Source organism: Actinomadura bangladeshensis, from assembly GCF_004348335.1.
GTDB lineage: Bacteria > Actinomycetota > Actinomycetes > Streptosporangiales > Streptosporangiaceae > Spirillospora > Spirillospora bangladeshensis.
Window position 1 is genome coordinate 1 of sequence record NZ_SMJW01000185.1, and the last position, 16,051, is coordinate 16,051.

Here is a 16,051-nt window from a genome sequence, read left to right on the forward strand (position 1 = left end):
CCTGAGGGGCGGGGCGGCGGTGGTGGGCGGCCAGCGGGACGAACTCGGCGATCGGCTCGGCGTCCAGCGTGGCGCGCACCTTGTCGCCCTGGTGGGACGTGCCGTTGCGGGCGTCGAACCGGGCCGCCAGCGCCGCGGCGCGTTCCGCCAGGTCGGCGCGCAACTCGGCGAGCGGGACGTCGGCGGCCCGTCCGTCCGGTCCGGGCCGGCGGATCGTCGCGGCGCCGTGCCCGGCGGCCGCCACCCGGCCGAGCAGGAGGGCCGCCGCGGTGGAGAACTCCATGTCCGCGTGGGCGCTCGGGGCGCGGTCGAGCCAGCCGATGTGCCGCTGCAGGATCTCCAGGCCGCGGGCCTCGTTGCCGGTGACCGCGCAGAACTCCAGGTGCTCGGCGATGTCACTGAGGTCGGCGAGCCGCGTCCGGTGCACCCGGTAGGCGCGGCGGTGCGCGTCGGCGGCCTGGTCGGCGCGGCCCGTCCGCAGGTAGACGGGCAGCAGCGCGGTCTGGATCGACTGCGGCTGCTCGTTGCAGTTCAGCTGCGCGCTCAGGACGGGGGCGGCGACCTCGAACGCCTCCTCGTGCCGGCCGGCCTCGACGAGGTGGCGGGCCATGCCGGTGGGGTCGCAGCCCTCGCAGTCCGACAGCTCGTCGCGTTCGGCGGAACGCCACTTCACGTACCAGTCGTCGGCCGTCCCGTCGCCGACGTGCCGCGCCACCACGTTGCGGTAGTGGTACACCGCCTGGAGGCTGTGCCCACCGGCCCTGTAGCGGCGCTCCATGTCGTCCAGGACGGCGTAGGTGCGGTCCAGCGGGATCTCCGGGAAGAGGGTGAGGGAGCTGACGATCGCCTTCATCTGCCACAGCAGACCGTGCGTCTCGTCGAACCGGCCCGGGTCGCGGTCGTGGTCGGCGAGCGTCCGGCTGAACGTCGCGAACGCCTTCGCGGGCTCGCCGCCGTACCGGTAGGCGTCGGTCAGCCGGACGCGGACGTGGAACGCCAGCACCTCGTCACCGGCCGCCTCGGCGCGGCGCAGCGCGTCCTCGACCAGGACGGTGCGGGCCTCCCCGTAGGGCAGCTCCTGCGAACGCGCCATCAGCGCGTAGACGTCGTCCGTGCTCACTTGGGGGCCTCCGGGGAGTGGACGGCCCACTCCAGCAGGCCGATGAAGGAACGGTTCAGCACCGCCGTGTCGGCGGGCCGCAGCGGATGGTGGCCGAGCAGCAGCGCCTGCCCGTACAGGGCCTGGACGGCCGGTTCGACCGGCCCGGTGTCGCCGAGCGACGTGATGCGCCGGGCCAGCGGATTGCGGTAGTTCAGCACCAGTTGGGGACGCTCGACCCCGGTGGGGTTGACGGCGCCGAGGACGTCCGCCCACAGCTCGTCGGCCTCTTCCCTGGCCCGCGTCAACTCCTCGCGGAACTGCGCGTCGCGGCTGGTCAGGTACAGCGCGGGCAGGGACGCGGGGTCGAAGTCGCGGACGACCACCTCGCAGCCGAGCCGCTCCACCGCCCGCTGCGCCGCCGCGAGGAACGGCCGCAGCGCCAGCTCCGCCGCCGGGTCGAGGACGCCGAACGTGGTGGTCAGCTCCGCCGCGTCCAGCCGGGCCAGCCGGATGTCGGGGTCCAGGTCGGGCAGCCGCTCGATGATCTCGGTGTCGTGCACGTAGCCGCCGTTGACCAGCCCGACGCCCTGCGCGCCCGCGACCGCCGACAGCCGCCGGAACTCGTCCACGCTCGTGGTGAACCGGCCGTCCGGATGGCGGCGGCGGAACTCGTGCAGCGTCATCGGCCCGGCGGAGGTCTCGTACTCCAGCCAGCGGTCGACGATCCGCAGCATGTCGTCGTCGTGCAGCGCCATCGCCTTCACGCCGAGCTGATGCAGCCGCAGGAACGCGCGGAGGCTCGCCGGGTCGGTCTCGGCCAGCCTCACCAGCCACTGCCGCAGGACGTCGCCGAGGGCCTGCCGCGTCGAGTCGAGCAGTTCGTCCTCGTAGAGGGCCTCGCGGCTGGCGGTGGGCCGCAGCTCCCCGGCGTCGACGACGCACCGCGCGAAGAACGCCCACTCGGGCAGCAGCCCCTCGACGCTCTCGGCCAGCAGCATCCGCTTCAGGTAGATCCGATGGGAGGCGCGCGCGGTCGGCGAAACCGGCGCGGGCAGGATGAACGCGACGCCGGTCAGCCCCGCCTCGGGGACGTCGAGGTCGACCACGTCGAACGGCGTGAAGCCGTAGAGCTCTTCGCAGTACTGCTCCAGCGCGCGCCTGCGTCCGGCCGGATCACGGTGGGACGCCTGCCACGGCGGCCCGTCACCCGTGATCGGCACACCGTCGACGGTCAATGCGATGGGGAGCAGCGACCCGTAGGTGCGGGCCAGCTCGGCCACGACCTCCGGGCTGAGCAGCTCCTGCGCGCCCGGCCGCGCCCGCAACGTGACCGTCGTACCGGGTTCATCGCGCTTGCCGGGCTCGACCTGGTAGCTGCCTTCGGAGCGGCCCGTCCACGTGACGGCGTCACCGCCCCGCGCCGACCGGGTGACGACTTCGATCTCGTCCGCGACGAGGAAGGCCGACAGGAGCCCGATGCCGAACTGGCCGAGGAAGTCGTGCCGGGCGAACCCCAGTTCGTCCCGCTTGGACGACCGTCCGATGGTCGCCAGCAGCGTGTGGACCTCGTCCTCGGTGAGCCCGACCCCGTCGTCATGGACCCGGAGCGTCCCGCCGCCGGTCTCGATCTCGACCCGGCCGCCGGCGCCGCGCGCGGTGATCGCGTCCACCGCGTTCTGCAGCAGTTCCCGCAGGTAGACGCGCGGACTGGCGTAGAGATGGCGGCTCAGCAGATCCACCACGCCACGCAGATCCACCTGAAACGCTTTTTCCGCCACCATCCGCCTCCCCGATCACTTTCCGAGCGATCAAACACTAGCGACCGGTACCGACGCCTTCAGATCATTTCGTGACCGCTACGGTGCGATCAGCCGAACCGACACCTCACGGAGGACGCATGACCGACGCCCGCCCCGCCCTGTGGCGCGGAGCCCGGACGCTCGGCATCGCCCTGCTCGGCCTGGCGGCGGCCTCGGCCGGCTACCTGTGGTGGGGCGTCGCGAACGCGGCACTGCTCGCCATCGCCGGCTGCATCGGCTCGGCCGTCGCCATGGGGGTGCTGTACGGCTCGGGACGGCATTTCCGGTTCAGGGGCGTGCCCTTGGCGCTCGGCTTCCTGGCGCTGTTCCCCCTCTACGCCGTCGGTGTCATCGCCGTCCGGGACGTCACGATGACAATGGTCGGCGAAGACGCCGAGGCGATCGTCGCCAAGACCTGGACGACCAGCAGCACCAAGGGCAAGCCGCAACACCGCTGCACACTGCACCGCGCCGACGGCACTCCGCTCCCCCGCGAGTACGCGTCGAACTGCGAAGGCCGCGAACGCGGCGACACCATTCAGGTCGTCCTCGACCCGGCCGGATGGTTCGCCCCGATCAGCGGCCCTAAATCAGACATGTCAACGACCGGGGAACTGCAGGTGACGGCCATTGCCGGCCTGTTTCTCGTCCTCTCGATCGCCATCGGAAGCCCACCGAAACGCAAGTGATCACGGCGGCCGTCCCCGCACGCCCCGGCCGACCCGAAGGCGGACGATGAGCTCCCAGGAGAAAGACCAGCGCCACTTCCTGATGACGGGCGACAAGTTCGTTGACTGGAAGGGAAACGAGTTCGCGATCATCGAACGTCCGCGCGTTCAGAGGGCCTTAGGGAGCATAGGGGATGCCCGTGTCCGCGACCCCTTTCGCGCCGCCGAGGCCGGACCAGAGCGTCTTCAGGTTCTGCGGGAGCCGTTGCATGGGAAGCCGCCACTTTCCGTACCCCATGCCGCCGACGGCACGGCCGCGCATGAGCTGCCCGGTGAGCTTCTGCTCGATGAGAGCGAGCCGGCCGATCGCCACGTCGTCTGCGCTGCGGACGGTCGCCTCGAAGAAGTCCGGGAGAAAGGTGCGGCGGGTACCGAACTGCGGGACGTAACGCTCCACGTCGATGCTCACCGCCACCGGCGACCTCGACTGAGGTCAGCGGCCGGTCGCGCCGTCGATGAGTTCGCGGAGGATGTCCGCGTGGCCCGCGTGGCGGCCGGTTTCCTCGATCATGTGGGTGAGCGCCCAGCGGACGCTGGGGGCGGGACGGCCCTGCCTCAGCCTCGGAAGCGGGGCGGCGAGGTCTGTGCAGCCGTCGAGCACCTCGTTGGCGCGCTCGACCGTCGCCCGGTAGCGGGCGACGACCTCGGCCACGCTGTCCGCCGGCGCCGCTTTGAATGTCGCCTGCCAGTCTGCGACGTCGTCCCCGAGGAACAGCGCGCGTTCGACGGACGTCAGGTGGTTGAGCAGGCCGAGCAGGTTCGTGCCGGACGGTACCGCGGCCGTTCGCACCTGCGGTTCGGGAGCGCCATCGACCTTCGCGGCGATCGAAGCGCGGAGGTAGTCGAGGAATCCGCGCAGGACCTCGACCTCACTGCTACCCGTCCGCGGCGGCGGAGTGTCGGAGCGGCGCTTGCGGCCGGATGTGGCGGGCACGGTGCCTCCGTCCTGTCGACGCGTCGAGACGCTGGTGGTCACTACGGCACTCAGCTTTGCCGGTTCGCCACGATCAGGCACGACACCGTGCGGTTTCGGCAAATGCCGACCAGGCCACGGCCGCACATCCGATTGGCGTACGTTGATCTGCGGCGTGTTGTTGTTATAGGCACGCTCATAACAACAACACGCCGCAGGTCAACGAGGCGGCGGGCCGGGACGCGCCAGACGCAGACGAGCCCCGGGCCATCGGTGGCCCGGGGCTCGTCTGCGTCAGCGGTCAGATGAGGCCGAGCTTGCGGACGGCGTCGCGCTCTTCCGAGAGCTCGTTCACCGAGGCGTCGATCCTGGCGCGGGAGAAGTCGTCGATGTCCAGGCCCTGGACGATCTCCCACTTGCCGTCCTTCGTGGTGACCGGGAAGGACGAGATGAGGCCCTCGGGGACGCCGTAGGAGCCGTCCGAGACGACCGCCATGGACGTCCAGTCGCCGTCGGCGGTGCCGTTCACCCAGGTGTGGACGTGGTTGAGGGCGGCCGACGCCGCGGAGGCGGCGGAGGAGGCGCCGCGCGCCTCGATGATCGCGGCGCCGCGCTTGGCGACGGTCGGGATGAAGTCGTTCTCCAGCCAGTTCTGGTCGTTGACCGTCTCGGCGGCGTTCTTGCCGGCGATCTCCGCGTGGAAGATGTCCGGGTACTGGGTCGCGGAGTGGTTGCCCCAGATCGTCATCTTCTTGATGTCGGCGACGGAGACGCCGGCCTTCTTCGACAGCTGCGCCAACGCGCGGTTGTGGTCGAGGCGCGTCATCGCGGTGAAACGCTCGGCGGGGACGTCCGGAGCGTGCGACTGCGCGATCAGGGCGTTGGTGTTGGCCGGGTTGCCGACCACCAGCACCTTGACGTCGTCCGCCGCGCCGGCGTTGATGGCCTCGCCCTGCGGCTTGAAGATGCCGCCGTTGGCCTCCAGCAGGTCGCCGCGCTCCATGCCCTTCGTGCGCGGACGGGCGCCGACGAGCAGCGCGACGTTGACGCCGTCGAACGCCTTCGTCGCGTCGTCGAAGATGTCGATGCCGGACAGCAGCGGGAACGCGCAGTCGTCCAGCTCCATCGCGGTGCCCTCGGCGGCCTTCACCGCCTGCGGAATCTCCAGCAGGCGCAGGCGTACGGGCACGTCCGCGCCGAGGAGGTGCCCGGACGCGATGCGGAACAGCAGCGCGTAGCCGATCTGGCCCGCGGCGCCGGTAACGGTGACGGTGACTGGGGTGCGCGTCATTGTCCTTCTTCTCCTGCAGTGACCTGACGGGGCTCAGGCGGCCATCCTTCGAACCCGACCGCCGAAGAGCCGCGCCGCCGCGGTTTCTCTCGCCGTCGAGATAGTTCCGTGGTTCAGGCTATCGCGCGCCCCCTACCCGCCGGCGCCCAGGTGCACCCACCGGCATACCGGCCCGTTCCCGAACACGCGAAAGGCCGTCCCGGACGGACCCGGGACGGCCTCGGCCTCTGCGCACCGACTATCCGTTGATCTTCTTCTGGAGGTTGGTGTCGAGGGCCGCGAGGAACTCCTGCGTCGTCAGCCAGGGGGTCTCCCGCCCGACCAGCAGCGCCAAGTCCTTGGTCATCTGACCGGACTCGACCGTCTCGACGCAGACCGCCTCGAGCTTGCGGGCGAAGTCGATGACCTCGGGCTGGTCGTCCAGCTTGCCCCGGTGCTCGAGGCCGCGCGTCCAGGCGAAGATCGACGCGATCGGGTTGGTCGACGTCGGCTTGCCCTGCTGGTGCTGCCGGTAGTGCCGGGTCACCGTGCCGTGCGCGGCCTCGGCCTCGACGGTCCTGCCGTCGGGGGTCATGAGGACGGACGTCATCAGGCCGAGCGAGCCGAAGCCCTGCGCCAGCGTGTCGGACTGGACGTCGCCGTCGTAGTTCTTGGCGGCCCAGACGAACCCGCCCTCCCACTTCAGCGCCGCCGCGACCATGTCGTCGATCAACCGGTGCTCGTACTCCAGGCCCTTGGACTCGAAGTCGGCCTTGAACTCCGACTCGTAGATCTCCTGGAAGATGTCCTTGAAGCGCCCGTCGTAGGCCTTCAGGATCGTGTTCTTCGTGGACAGGTACAGCGGCATGCCGCGGTCGAGCGCGTACGTCATGGTCGCCCGCGCGAAGTCGCGGATCGAGTCGTCGTAGTTGTACATGCCCATCGCGACGCCGCCGCCAGGGAAGTCGGCGACCTCGAACTCCATGGGCTCCGAGCCGTCCTGCGGCGTGTAGGTGATCGTCACCTTGCCGGGGCCGGGGACGACGAAGTCGGTGGCGCGGTACTGGTCGCCGTGCGCGTGCCGGCCGATGATGATCGGCTTGGTCCAGCCGGGGACGAGTCGGGGGATGTTGGAGCAGATGATCGGCTCACGGAACACCACGCCGCCCAGGATGTTGCGGATCGTCCCGTTCGGGGACCGCCACATCTTCTTCAGGCCGAACTCCTCGACGCGCGCCTCGTCGGGGGTGATCGTCGCGCACTTGACACCGACGCCGTGCTCCTGGATGGCCTTGGCGGCGTCGACGGTGACCTGGTCGTCCGTGGCGTCACGGTGCTCCATCCCCAGGTCGTAGTACTTCAGGTCCACATCGAGGTAGGGCAGGATCAACTGGTCCTTGATGAATTTCCAGATGATCCGCGTCATTTCGTCGCCGTCGAGTTCGACGACCGGGCCCGCTACTTTGATCTTGGGCATGCTTGTGCTGTCCCTTTCCTACACCTGGCCAGCAGTCCTTGTAAGGCTCAACTGGCTAGGCTAGCCGAGGCGGTCATGCGGTCTAGACCTGGCCTGGCCCCGAACGCCTCTACCTGGGACGACGCGCTAGCCCGGCGGCCCGTTTCCGGGCGGGGGGCCCGGCCCGTTTCCGGGCGGGGGGCCCGGCCCGTCAGCGGCCGGGGGGACCGCCGCGGAACGGCGTCCGGCGATGAGCAGCCGGATGCCGCGGGCCACCGCCGTGAGCGCGATCAGGATGCCGAACGCGCCCGCGAGTGCGAGGCCGGTCTTGTTCATCGGCGGGACGCTCAGCGACACGAACGCCACCATCTCGCCGAGGAGGACGAGCGTCCAGCAGTCGACGGACCGGCTGCGGACGGCGAGCGGGCCGAGCTGCGACTCCGGCAGCAGCAGCCGGGCGAGGGCGCCGACGAGCAGCGCGGCGGCCATCAGGCCGGAGCCCTTGCGGAAGTAGTTGAAGGCGCACAGGGTCAGGCCGGCCCCGACCCCGCTGAGCACGAACAGGTACGGCAGCTGCGCCAGCCAGTGCGGTGCGGCGCCCCTGCGGCGCGGCGCCTTCCGCCGGCGCCGCTGCACCTGAGTGCTCATGGTCCTCACGGTATCGCCGATCGCCGGACGGGACGACATCGTCCACCCGCGAGCACTGCAGAACCACGGCGCGCCGACCCGGAACCACACCACGTCGCTTCCGGAACCCGGAAAGCGGCGCTTCCGGAAGCGCGACACGACGCACCCGCGACGGCAACGGAACGCAGCCGCGACCGCGATGGAACGGTCCGTCTTGTCGCCCGGCGCCCGGAATAGGGATGTGACGGAAGGTGCCCGGGTGATGCCCGAGAGGCCGGAATCCCTTGTCCCATCGGTGCTACTCGCCAGTAGGAGGGTGTGACGGCACGGCGCCCGGGTAACCCGGCAGACAGGGGTCGCTAACTAGCTGGGAGGACTGCCGTGGAGGGGCCGTTCATGCGGATCGAGGACAGCGGGCTGGTGATGCCGCTGCGCCCCGACGTTACGACGGTCGGGAGAGGGAGAGGAGTCGACGTACGCCTCGACGACCCGAGTGTGTCCCGTTTGCACGCAGAAATCGTCCGACGTGGCCCGTACGTGTACGTGGTGGACATGGGCCTGTCCCGCAATGGGACCCGAGTCAACGGCAGGCCGATCGCCCGCCGCGTCCTGGAGGACGGTGACGTCGTGAGCTTCGGCACGGCGCGCTGCCGGTTGGGGGGAATCCCCCGTGAGGAGGTCGACCCGGACGTCGAACTGCGGCGCGCCGTCGCGCCGGAGCTCACCCGCCGCGAGGTCGACGTGCTGACCTCGCTGTGCCGCCCCGCCCTGTCCGACGAGGCGTTCGTGGCCCCCGCCACGGCACGCGACATCGCCGGCGAGCTGGTCGTCACGGAGGCCGCCGTCAAGCAGCACCTGCTGCGCCTCTACCAGAAGTTCCGCATCCCCGAGGGCGCCAACCGGCGCACCCGGCTCGCCAACGAGGTCATCGCGATGGGCCTCGTCCGTCCGCTGCCGCCGGTGCACGTCCCCCACCAGGGCCGTCCACCGATGGACGGCCGGGTCCCCGGCGTCCGGACGGCGGAGACCCGCAGGCCGGGCCACGGCCACGGGCCGAGCCGCCCGGCCCCTAGCACCGCCGGACGGAGGGCCAGCTGATGTGAACCTGCGGTCGCCCTCCCGGCAGCGCGCACGAGGGCGATCGCTGAACGTCCTGGACTGGGTCCGCGCAGGTGACGGCGCAGGGCCCCGCCCGGAGCAACGTGTACGGGGCCGCCACCTCGGTGCTGAGTGGCGGCCCCGTCCGCGTGCCGGACGCCCTTGCGGGGGTTCGTCAGGCGGTCTGTTCGGCGGCTTCGACGACGTTCGCCAGGAGCATCGCGCGGGTCATCGGGCCGACGCCGCCGGGGTTGGGGGCGACCCAGCCGGCGACCTCGCGGACGTCGGCGGCGACGTCGCCGGCGAGCTTGCCGTCCACCCGGGAGACGCCCACGTCGAGGACGGCGGCGCCCGGCTTGACCATGTCGGCGGTGATGAGGCCCGGGACGCCCGCGGCGGCCACGACGATGTCGGCGGCGCGGGTGTGCGCGGCCAGGTCGCGGGTCGCGGTGTGGCAGAGCGTCACGGTCGCGTTCTCGGTGCGCCGGGTCAGCAGCAGGCCGAGCGAGCGCCCGACCGTGATGCCGCGGCCGACGACGGTGACCTCCGCGCCCCTGATCGGGACGTCGAAGCGCCGCAGCAGCTCGATGATGCCCTTCGGGGTGCAGGGCAGCGGGCCCGGCTGCATGAGGACGAGCCGGCCGAGGTTCGTCGGGTGCAGGCCGTCGGCGTCCTTGGACGGGTCGATGCGCTCCAGCACGCGCTGCTCGTCCAGGCCCTTCGGCAGCGGCAGCTGGACGATGTAGCCGGTGCAGGCGGGGTCGGCGTTCAGCTCGGCGACGGCCTGCTCCACGTCCTCCTGGGTGGCGGTGGCGGGCAGGTCGCGGCGGATGCTCTCGATGCCGACCTCGGCGCAGTCGCGGTGCTTCATGTTGACGTAGGAGTGGCTGCCCGGGTCGTCCCCGACCAGCACGGTGCCGAGCCCGACGGTCACGCCGCGGTCGCGGAGCGCCTCGACGCGCACCTTGAGGTTCGAGCGGATCTCGGCGGCCGTGGCCTTGCCGTCCAGAATCTGTGCCGTCATGCGTTCCTCCGCGTGGATCTCGCCGGTGCCCGGACGGCCCCGCAGGACCGAGCCCGGCTCGAGGTCCCGTCCACCCAGGCGCGCGGTGTCCGGACTGTCGTTCGCTCCCCGGTGGTGATCCACCTTGCCGCGCCAGTCGCGTGAAAACCCATGGTAACGGGCGAGTGGCACGTGGAAATCGGGGCCGAGTGGCCCTGCCGGGGCCGGCCCGGCGCCTTCTAGCGTGGTCGGCATGAGCGACGCATGGTTCGAACGGCCCGTCCTGACCGGGCGATATGTGCGGCTGGAGCCGCTGTCCCGCGAGCACACCGCGGGTCTGTTCGAGGCGTCCAAGGACCCGGACGTGTGGACGTGGCTGAACGAGCGGCAGCCCGCGACGGTCGACGCCATGGGCGTGCTGGTCGACAGGGCGCTGGCCGAGTGCGAGCGCGGGGCGCGCCTGCCGTGGGCGCAGATCGACGCGGCGACCGGCGAGGTCGCGGGGACGACGTCGTACTACGAGATCGCGCCGTCCCACCGCGGGCTGTGCATCGGCAGCACCTGGATCGGCGCGCGCCGGCAGCGGACGGGGATCAACACGGAGGCGAAGCTGCTCCTCATGGGACGGGCCTTCGACGACCTCGGCGCGATCAGGGTCGGCTGGCACACGCACGTCCGGAACGAGCGGTCGCGGGCGGCGATCGAACGGCTCGGCGCCTCGTTCGAGGGCGTCCACCGCAAGCACCGGATCCGGCCGGACGGCTCGATCCGCGACACCGCCACCTACGCCATGACGGACGACGAGTGGCCCGCGGCCGCCGAAGCCCTGCGCGCGCGCCTGCGGTAGCGGGAGAGGCTAGTCCTCGGAGCGGCTGCGCCAGGCGAGGACGCGGTCGGTGCCGTGCCAGCCGAGCTGAGCGGCGAGCATGGCGGCCACGAACGCGGCGACCAGCCCGATCACCTGGCGGGAGTCCATCAGCAGGGAGTCGACCAGGTAGACCGATCTCAGCATGAGGGCCAGCAGCACGTCCATCGCGCCTCCATCACGGGATGCCCGCGCCGGAGTCAAGGGAGCGTTGTGAGGGGCGCGGCTGCGCCGAGGCTACCCGCAGCCGTCGAGTGGAAGATCCGCGGCTAAACCCGGTGCGGCCGTGTTGCTCGCCACACCGGGTTCGCCGCGGTCGGTGCGGCCGTCAGTGGAAGAAGTGCCGGACGCCGGTGAAGTACAGGGTGATCCCGGCCTTCCGCGCCGCCTCGATCACCTTGTCGTCGTTGACCGACCCGCCGGGCTCGACGACCGCCTTCACGCCCGCCTCGGTCAGCACTTCCAGGCCGTCCGGGAACGGGAAGAACGCGTCGGACGCGCCCACGGCGGACGCGGTGCGCTCGGCGCCGGCCCGCGCGACCGCGAGCTTGGCGGAGTCGACCCGGTTGACCTGCCCCATGCCGACGCCGACCGTCGCCCCGTCGGCGGCGAGCAGGATCGCGTTCGACTTCACCGACCGGATCGCCCGCCACGCGAACGCCAGGTCGCGCAGCGTGGCCTCGTCCACGGCCTCGCCGGTCTTCAGCTCCCAGGCGGACGGGTCGTCGCCGGGCGCGTCCACGCGGTCGACGCCCTGCAGCAGGACGCCGCCGTCGATGCGCCGGTACTCGGTCGCGCCGGCCGGGGCGTCCGGGCAGACCAGCAGCCGGACGTTCTTGAACCGGTCCTTCAGGACGGTGACGGCCTCGTCGTCGAACGCCGGGGCGATGACCACCTCGGCGAAGCTCTCGGTGACCTGCCGCGCCATGCCGGCGGTGACCGGGCGGTTCGCCGCGATCACGCCGCCGTAGGCGGACACCGGGTCGCAGGCGTGCGCCTTGCGGTGCGCCTCGGCGATGTCGGCGCCGACCGCGATGCCGCACGGGTTGGCGTGCTTGATGATCGCGACACAGGGCTCGGTGAAGTCGTAGGCGGCGCGGCGGGCGGCGTCGGTGTCCACGTAGTTGTTGTAGGACATCTCCTTGCCGTACAGCTGCTCCGCGCCGGCCAGCCCGGTCTCGCCCGGCGAGCGGTACAGGGCGGCGCGCTGGTGCGGGTTCTCGCCGTACCGGAGGGTGTTCGACCGCTCCCAGGTGGCGCCGAGGAAGTCGGGCCAGGTCGTCTCGGCGGCGGTCTCGTCCGGGGCGTAGCTGCTCGCGAACCAGGAGGCCACGGCCACGTCGTAGGACGCGGTGTGCGCGAACGCCCGCGCGGCGAGGCGGCGCCGCTCCTCCAGGGTGAAGCCGCCGGCCTTCACCGCCTCCAGGACCGTCCCGTAGGCGGACGGGTCCACGACGACGGACACGCTCATGTGGTTCTTCGCGGCGGCGCGCACCATCGTCGGGCCGCCGATGTCGATCTGCTCGACGCACTCGTCCGGCTTGGCGCCCGAGTTCACGGTGTCGGCGAACGGGTACAGGTTCGCGACCACCAGGTCGAACGGCTCGACGGCGAGGTCTTCGAGCTGCTGGAGGTGGTCCTCTTTGCGGCGGTCGGCGAGCAGGCCCGCGTGCACTCTGGGGTGCAGGGTCTTGACCCGTCCGTCCAGGCACTCGGGGAACCCGGTGAGCTTCTCCACCTTCATCACCGGGACCCCGGCGGCGGAGATCCGGCCCGCCGTCGACCCGGTCGAGACGATCTCCACCCCGGCCTCGTGCAGGCCGCGGGCGAGCTCCTCCAGCCCGGTCTTGTCGTACACGCTGATCAGCGCACGCTGTATCGCCACCCGACTCACCGGCCGAGCTCCCCTCATGGTCGTCGGAAGTTCCTAGTCGTCGGACATTTCCCTGGTCTTCGGAAGGCCCGGCCGCCCGGAGATCCAGCCGCCGGCGGTCGCTAGCCGTCGGAAGACTCGCCTGCGGAGGATGCACCGTCGGCAGCCGCACCGTCGGACGCGTCGCCGCAGGTCCTGCACTTCATCGAGACCCGCCTGCCGCGCGTCGTCCAGCCGTCGCGGGCGAGTCGTCCGACGACGTCGACGAGGAGCCGGCGCTCCACCTGCTTGATCCGCTCATGCAGGGAGTCTTCGTCGTCATGCCAGCCCACGGGGACGGTCTCCTGGGCGATGACGGGTCCGGTGTCCACGCCTTCGTCGACGAAGTGAACGGTACAGCCCGTGACTTTCACGCCGTACGCCAGGGCCTCCCGTACGGCGTGCGCGCCGGGGAACGAGGGCAGCAGCGCGGGATGGGTGTTGACCGTCCTGCCGCCGAACCGGGCCAGGAAGCGCGGGCCGAGGATCTTCATGAAGCCGGCGGAGACGACGAGGTCGGGCTCGTGCACGGCGACGGCCTCGGTCAGCGCCGCGTCCCAGTCGTCCCGGGACGGGAAATCCGGGATGCAGAGCGTGAAAGTGGGCAAACCCACACGTTCTGCGCGTTCAGTTCCCGCGATATCGGGGCGGTCCGCCCCCACGGCCACGACTTCCGCCCCGTAGGCTGGATCCGCGCACGCGTCGAGCAGCGCTTGTAGGTTGGTCCCCGCGCCGGAGACGAGGACGACGAGCCGGGCGGACACCATGACTCCCAGTTGGACGTTGACGGGGTGTGCGGCCGACACGAAGCCTATCGGGCCGGTTCGGCGCCGCCACCACCGCAGAGCACCCCACGGGCCAGGAGGAAACGAACGTGAGCGAGCAGCGGGACCGTGAGGTCCGTCCCGAGGACCGCCCGGACGGGCGGCCGGCGGGAGAGCCGCCCGCGGGGCAGACCGAGGTGCGGCAGGCCGGCGTGCGGGCACTGTGGCTCGGCGGCATCGCGCTGGTGACCGCGCTGTTCTTCTACCCGCTCGGCCTGGTGCTCGGCATCGCCGCCCTCGTCGTCGGGATCAAGGCCCGCCGCGCGGCGCGCGGGACGGGCGGAGCCGGCGGCGCGCGCGAGGCCGTCCCCGGCGCCGTCCCCGGCATGGTGATGGGCGGGATCGGCCTGGCGATGTCGCTGGTGATGGTCGCGGGCGCGATCGTCCTGCGGACGGAGTTCAGCGGCTACTGGGACTGCGTCAACGCGTCCAACACCCACACCGACGAGCAGGCGTGCCGCGACGAGTACTACCCGAAGATCGAGGACAAACTCGACCTCCCGCGCGGCTGGATGAACAAGTACGGCGACCTCCTCTAGCCGCCTCGTTCGGGGTCTGCGCCTCGGCCGGCCTCGTCGGTCAGCCTCGCCGGTCACTCGTCTGGGTCGGGCTCTTCGCGGAGGACGTAGATCGCGCCGCCGCGGTTCTCGGTGCGGCTCGGGTCGGCGCGGGGCGGGGGGACGGGCCTGCGCGGCTCCTCGGGCTCCGGTTCGGGCTCCGGGTCGTCCACGATGTGGCCCTCGACGACGACCGTCCCCTCGCCGGCCGGCGGTGGGGCCGGTCGCCGGCGACCCCGCTCCTCGAACTCTCGCTCTTCGGTCAGGTCGGGCAGCGGGTCGCTCCGGCGGCGGGGGCGCCGCGGGGCCAGGACGGGCTCGGCCTCCTCGAACTCCACCGGGTCCGGCGCGTGCGGGGCCCTCGGCGCGGCCTGCGCGGGTTTCGCGGGAGGCTCGTAGTCGCCGGGGACGGGGGCCGCCAGCGGCACCGTCGCGGGCTTCGGCGGGGCGGCCCGCTTCGGCTTCTTCGGCTTCTTGGCCCTGCTCTTCCCGGCCTCGGCGCGGGCCGGGCGGCGCAGCACCATCGAGTTCGCCACCCACGCCGCGATCGCCGCCGAGATCCCCACCTCCAGGGCCGCGAGCAGCCCCACCTGCCAGGCGGACGGGCCCACGGTCGCCATCCGCCCGCCGCCGAGCGGGCCGCCCGACAGCGCGCTGAGCAGCGCCGCCACGGCACCGGTCAGCGCCCCGGTCACGAACCCCCACAGCGGCGCCCCCTCCGCCACCGGGCTCGGCAGCGACCTGATCGTGAGGACGCCGCCGACCGCGCCCGCCACGAACGGGGCGGCCAGCGCGATCAGCGACAGCGCGGGCGCCGGGCCCGGCTGCGGCAGTGCGGCGAGCGGCGGGAACGCGGGGACGATGTCCAGGAACACGCCGGTCGGCGAGACGCTCGTCCCGGCGCCGACCGAGAACCCGGGGCCGACCGCGTACGCCATCCCCCAGATCACCGCGTTCGGCAGGAAGGCCAGCTCCACCAGCAGCAGCAGGACGCCGCCGACGACGCCCGGGGCGAGCATGTCGTACAGGTCGTCGGCGCCCGCCATGTTCATCGCGAGTGCCGCGCCGACCAGCACCGCACCGGACGCCAGCAGCACGCCCAGCGCGCCCGCCACCCCGATGACCAGCGAGCGGGGCCGCTCGGGCAGCAGCCGCAGCAGCGCGCCCAGCCCGGACCGGACCCGCCGCCCCTTCGCCTCCGCCGCGACCTGCGCGGCGACCACGGCCCGCGCGGCGCCGAGGCCGCCCGCGATCACCGCGACGAGGAAGCACCCGATGAGCGCCTGCCACGCCGACGGGCGCACCTCCTTCGAGGACGCCGCGAGCGCGAGCAGCGCGGCCAGCGCCGCGTACGGCGCGGCCTGGGCGACCGCCACGTGCACGACCGCGATGCGTGGACGCTGCCGCAGCCCCGCCACCCGGATCATCCACCCGCCGCCCCGGTACAGCAGCACACCGGGCAGGACGATGACGCCGAGCGGCAGCAGCCCGACCCGTCCCTGCCCGTAGGAGAAGCCCGCGTGGTGGGACACGAGCCAGAAGTTCACGGCCGTCCGGAACACACCGGACATGCCGTTGCCCATCGCGGTCTTCGGCGCGGCTATCCACCCGATGAGCGTGATCGTGGTGAGCACGGCGAGCCCGATCCCGACGCACCACAGCGCCGCGACCAGCCCGGTCGCGTACAGCGGACGCGCGGGCTGCGCCGCCGGCCGCGGCCTGCCGCCGTCCGCGCGCACCCGCCCGGCCGCGCCCTTCCCCGGCGCCGCGTTCCCGACCGGCGCGGCGCCCTTCCCTGGCGCCGCCCCCTTGGCCGGCGCCGCCTCCGGCGGCTCCCGCCGCGCACGCTGCCCGGGCGTCCTGTCGCTCACCGCTCCATGCTGGCACCACCCCCGCC

Annotated in this window: 16 protein-coding genes and 1 riboswitch; of the genes, 4 read left to right on the top strand and 12 right to left on the bottom strand. The window is 72.1% G+C overall.

Annotation, left to right across the window (positions count from 1 at the left end):
* Together E1284_RS28680 and E1284_RS28685 are read right to left on the bottom strand one after the other, a co-directional pair.
* Positions 1–1,120: hypothetical protein (locus tag E1284_RS28680; protein ID WP_207923999.1), on the bottom strand; the 1,120-nt coding region annotated here is incomplete at its 3' end.
* Positions 1,117–2,880: an HSP90 family protein gene (locus tag E1284_RS28685; protein WP_207924001.1), complete on the bottom strand. Its 1,764-nt coding sequence runs from the start codon at positions 2,878–2,880 to the stop codon at positions 1,117–1,119. The genes E1284_RS28680 and E1284_RS28685, both read right to left, overlap by 4 nt.
* 119 nt (positions 2,881–2,999) lie before the next feature.
* On the opposite strand from E1284_RS28685, the gene E1284_RS28690 reads away from it, so the two are divergent.
* Positions 3,000–3,590 carry a hypothetical protein gene (locus tag E1284_RS28690; RefSeq protein WP_131943277.1) on the top strand — a complete coding sequence of 197 codons (591 nt, stop codon included), beginning with the start codon at positions 3,000–3,002 and terminating at the stop codon, positions 3,588–3,590.
* Between the two features lie 157 nt (positions 3,591–3,747).
* On the opposite strand, the gene E1284_RS28695 is transcribed toward E1284_RS28690, so the two are convergent.
* The 5 genes from E1284_RS28695 to E1284_RS28715 all read right to left on the bottom strand — a co-directional run bounded on the left by E1284_RS28695 (position 3,748) and on the right by E1284_RS28715 (position 7,916).
* The gene (locus E1284_RS28695; RefSeq protein ID WP_131943278.1) at positions 3,748–4,038 is read right to left on the bottom strand and encodes a hypothetical protein; all 291 of its coding nucleotides are present in this window, start codon (positions 4,036–4,038) and stop codon (positions 3,748–3,750) included.
* Between the two features lie 24 nt (positions 4,039–4,062).
* On the bottom strand, positions 4,063–4,563 hold the full coding sequence (locus E1284_RS28700; protein ID WP_131943279.1) for a DinB family protein: 501 nt from the start codon (positions 4,561–4,563) through the stop codon (positions 4,063–4,065).
* Positions 4,564–4,843: 280 nt separating this feature from the next.
* Entirely contained in the window at positions 4,844–5,833 is a 990-nt protein-coding gene (locus E1284_RS28705) for a malate dehydrogenase (protein WP_131943280.1), read from the bottom strand.
* Between the two features lie 238 nt (positions 5,834–6,071).
* The gene (locus E1284_RS28710) at positions 6,072–7,289 is read right to left on the bottom strand and encodes an NADP-dependent isocitrate dehydrogenase (protein ID WP_131943281.1); all 1,218 of its coding nucleotides are present in this window, start codon (positions 7,287–7,289) and stop codon (positions 6,072–6,074) included.
* Between the two features lie 126 nt (positions 7,290–7,415).
* Positions 7,416–7,916 (bottom strand): DUF3017 domain-containing protein, encoded by a 501-nt coding sequence (locus tag E1284_RS28715; RefSeq protein ID WP_131943282.1) that lies wholly within the window; start codon positions 7,914–7,916, stop codon positions 7,416–7,418.
* A gap of 375 nt (positions 7,917–8,291) precedes the next feature.
* Between E1284_RS28715 and E1284_RS28720 the strand changes: the two genes are divergently transcribed.
* Positions 8,292–8,993 carry an FHA domain-containing protein gene (locus E1284_RS28720; RefSeq protein WP_243714801.1) on the top strand — a complete coding sequence of 234 codons (702 nt, stop codon included), beginning with the start codon at positions 8,292–8,294 and terminating at the stop codon, positions 8,991–8,993.
* A 175-nt stretch (positions 8,994–9,168) separates the two neighbouring features.
* On the opposite strand, the gene E1284_RS28725 is transcribed toward E1284_RS28720, so the two are convergent.
* Positions 9,169–10,017 (bottom strand): bifunctional methylenetetrahydrofolate dehydrogenase/methenyltetrahydrofolate cyclohydrolase, encoded by an 849-nt coding sequence (locus tag E1284_RS28725; protein ID WP_131943284.1) that lies wholly within the window; start codon positions 10,015–10,017, stop codon positions 9,169–9,171.
* A 65-nt stretch (positions 10,018–10,082) separates the two neighbouring features.
* A riboswitch (ZMP/ZTP riboswitch) is annotated at positions 10,083–10,167 on the bottom strand.
* 82 nt (positions 10,168–10,249) lie between these two features.
* Between E1284_RS28725 and E1284_RS28730 the strand changes: the two genes are divergently transcribed.
* On the top strand, positions 10,250–10,843 hold the full coding sequence (locus tag E1284_RS28730) for a GNAT family N-acetyltransferase (RefSeq protein WP_131943285.1): 594 nt from the start codon (positions 10,250–10,252) through the stop codon (positions 10,841–10,843).
* 9 nt (positions 10,844–10,852) lie between these two features.
* On the opposite strand, the gene E1284_RS41865 is transcribed toward E1284_RS28730, so the two are convergent.
* The 3 genes from E1284_RS41865 to purN form a co-directional block, all read right to left on the bottom strand.
* Entirely contained in the window at positions 10,853–11,029 is a 177-nt protein-coding gene (locus E1284_RS41865) for a hypothetical protein (RefSeq protein WP_163063764.1), read from the bottom strand.
* 160 nt (positions 11,030–11,189) lie between these two features.
* On the bottom strand, positions 11,190–12,755 hold the full coding sequence (gene purH, locus E1284_RS28735; RefSeq protein ID WP_207924000.1) for a bifunctional phosphoribosylaminoimidazolecarboxamide formyltransferase/IMP cyclohydrolase: 1,566 nt from the start codon (positions 12,753–12,755) through the stop codon (positions 11,190–11,192).
* Positions 12,756–12,856: 101 nt separating this feature from the next.
* Positions 12,857–13,540 carry a phosphoribosylglycinamide formyltransferase gene (gene purN, locus E1284_RS28740; RefSeq protein WP_243714802.1) on the bottom strand — a complete coding sequence of 228 codons (684 nt, stop codon included), beginning with the start codon at positions 13,538–13,540 and terminating at the stop codon, positions 12,857–12,859.
* Positions 13,541–13,647: 107 nt separating this feature from the next.
* On the opposite strand from purN, the gene E1284_RS28745 reads away from it, so the two are divergent.
* The gene (locus tag E1284_RS28745; protein ID WP_131943287.1) at positions 13,648–14,136 is read left to right on the top strand and encodes a hypothetical protein; all 489 of its coding nucleotides are present in this window, start codon (positions 13,648–13,650) and stop codon (positions 14,134–14,136) included.
* A 53-nt stretch (positions 14,137–14,189) separates the two neighbouring features.
* Here E1284_RS28745 and E1284_RS28750 read toward each other — a convergent pair.
* The coding region (locus tag E1284_RS28750) for a cell division protein PerM (protein ID WP_341770427.1) at positions 14,190–16,051 on the bottom strand (1,862 nt) is incomplete at its 5' end.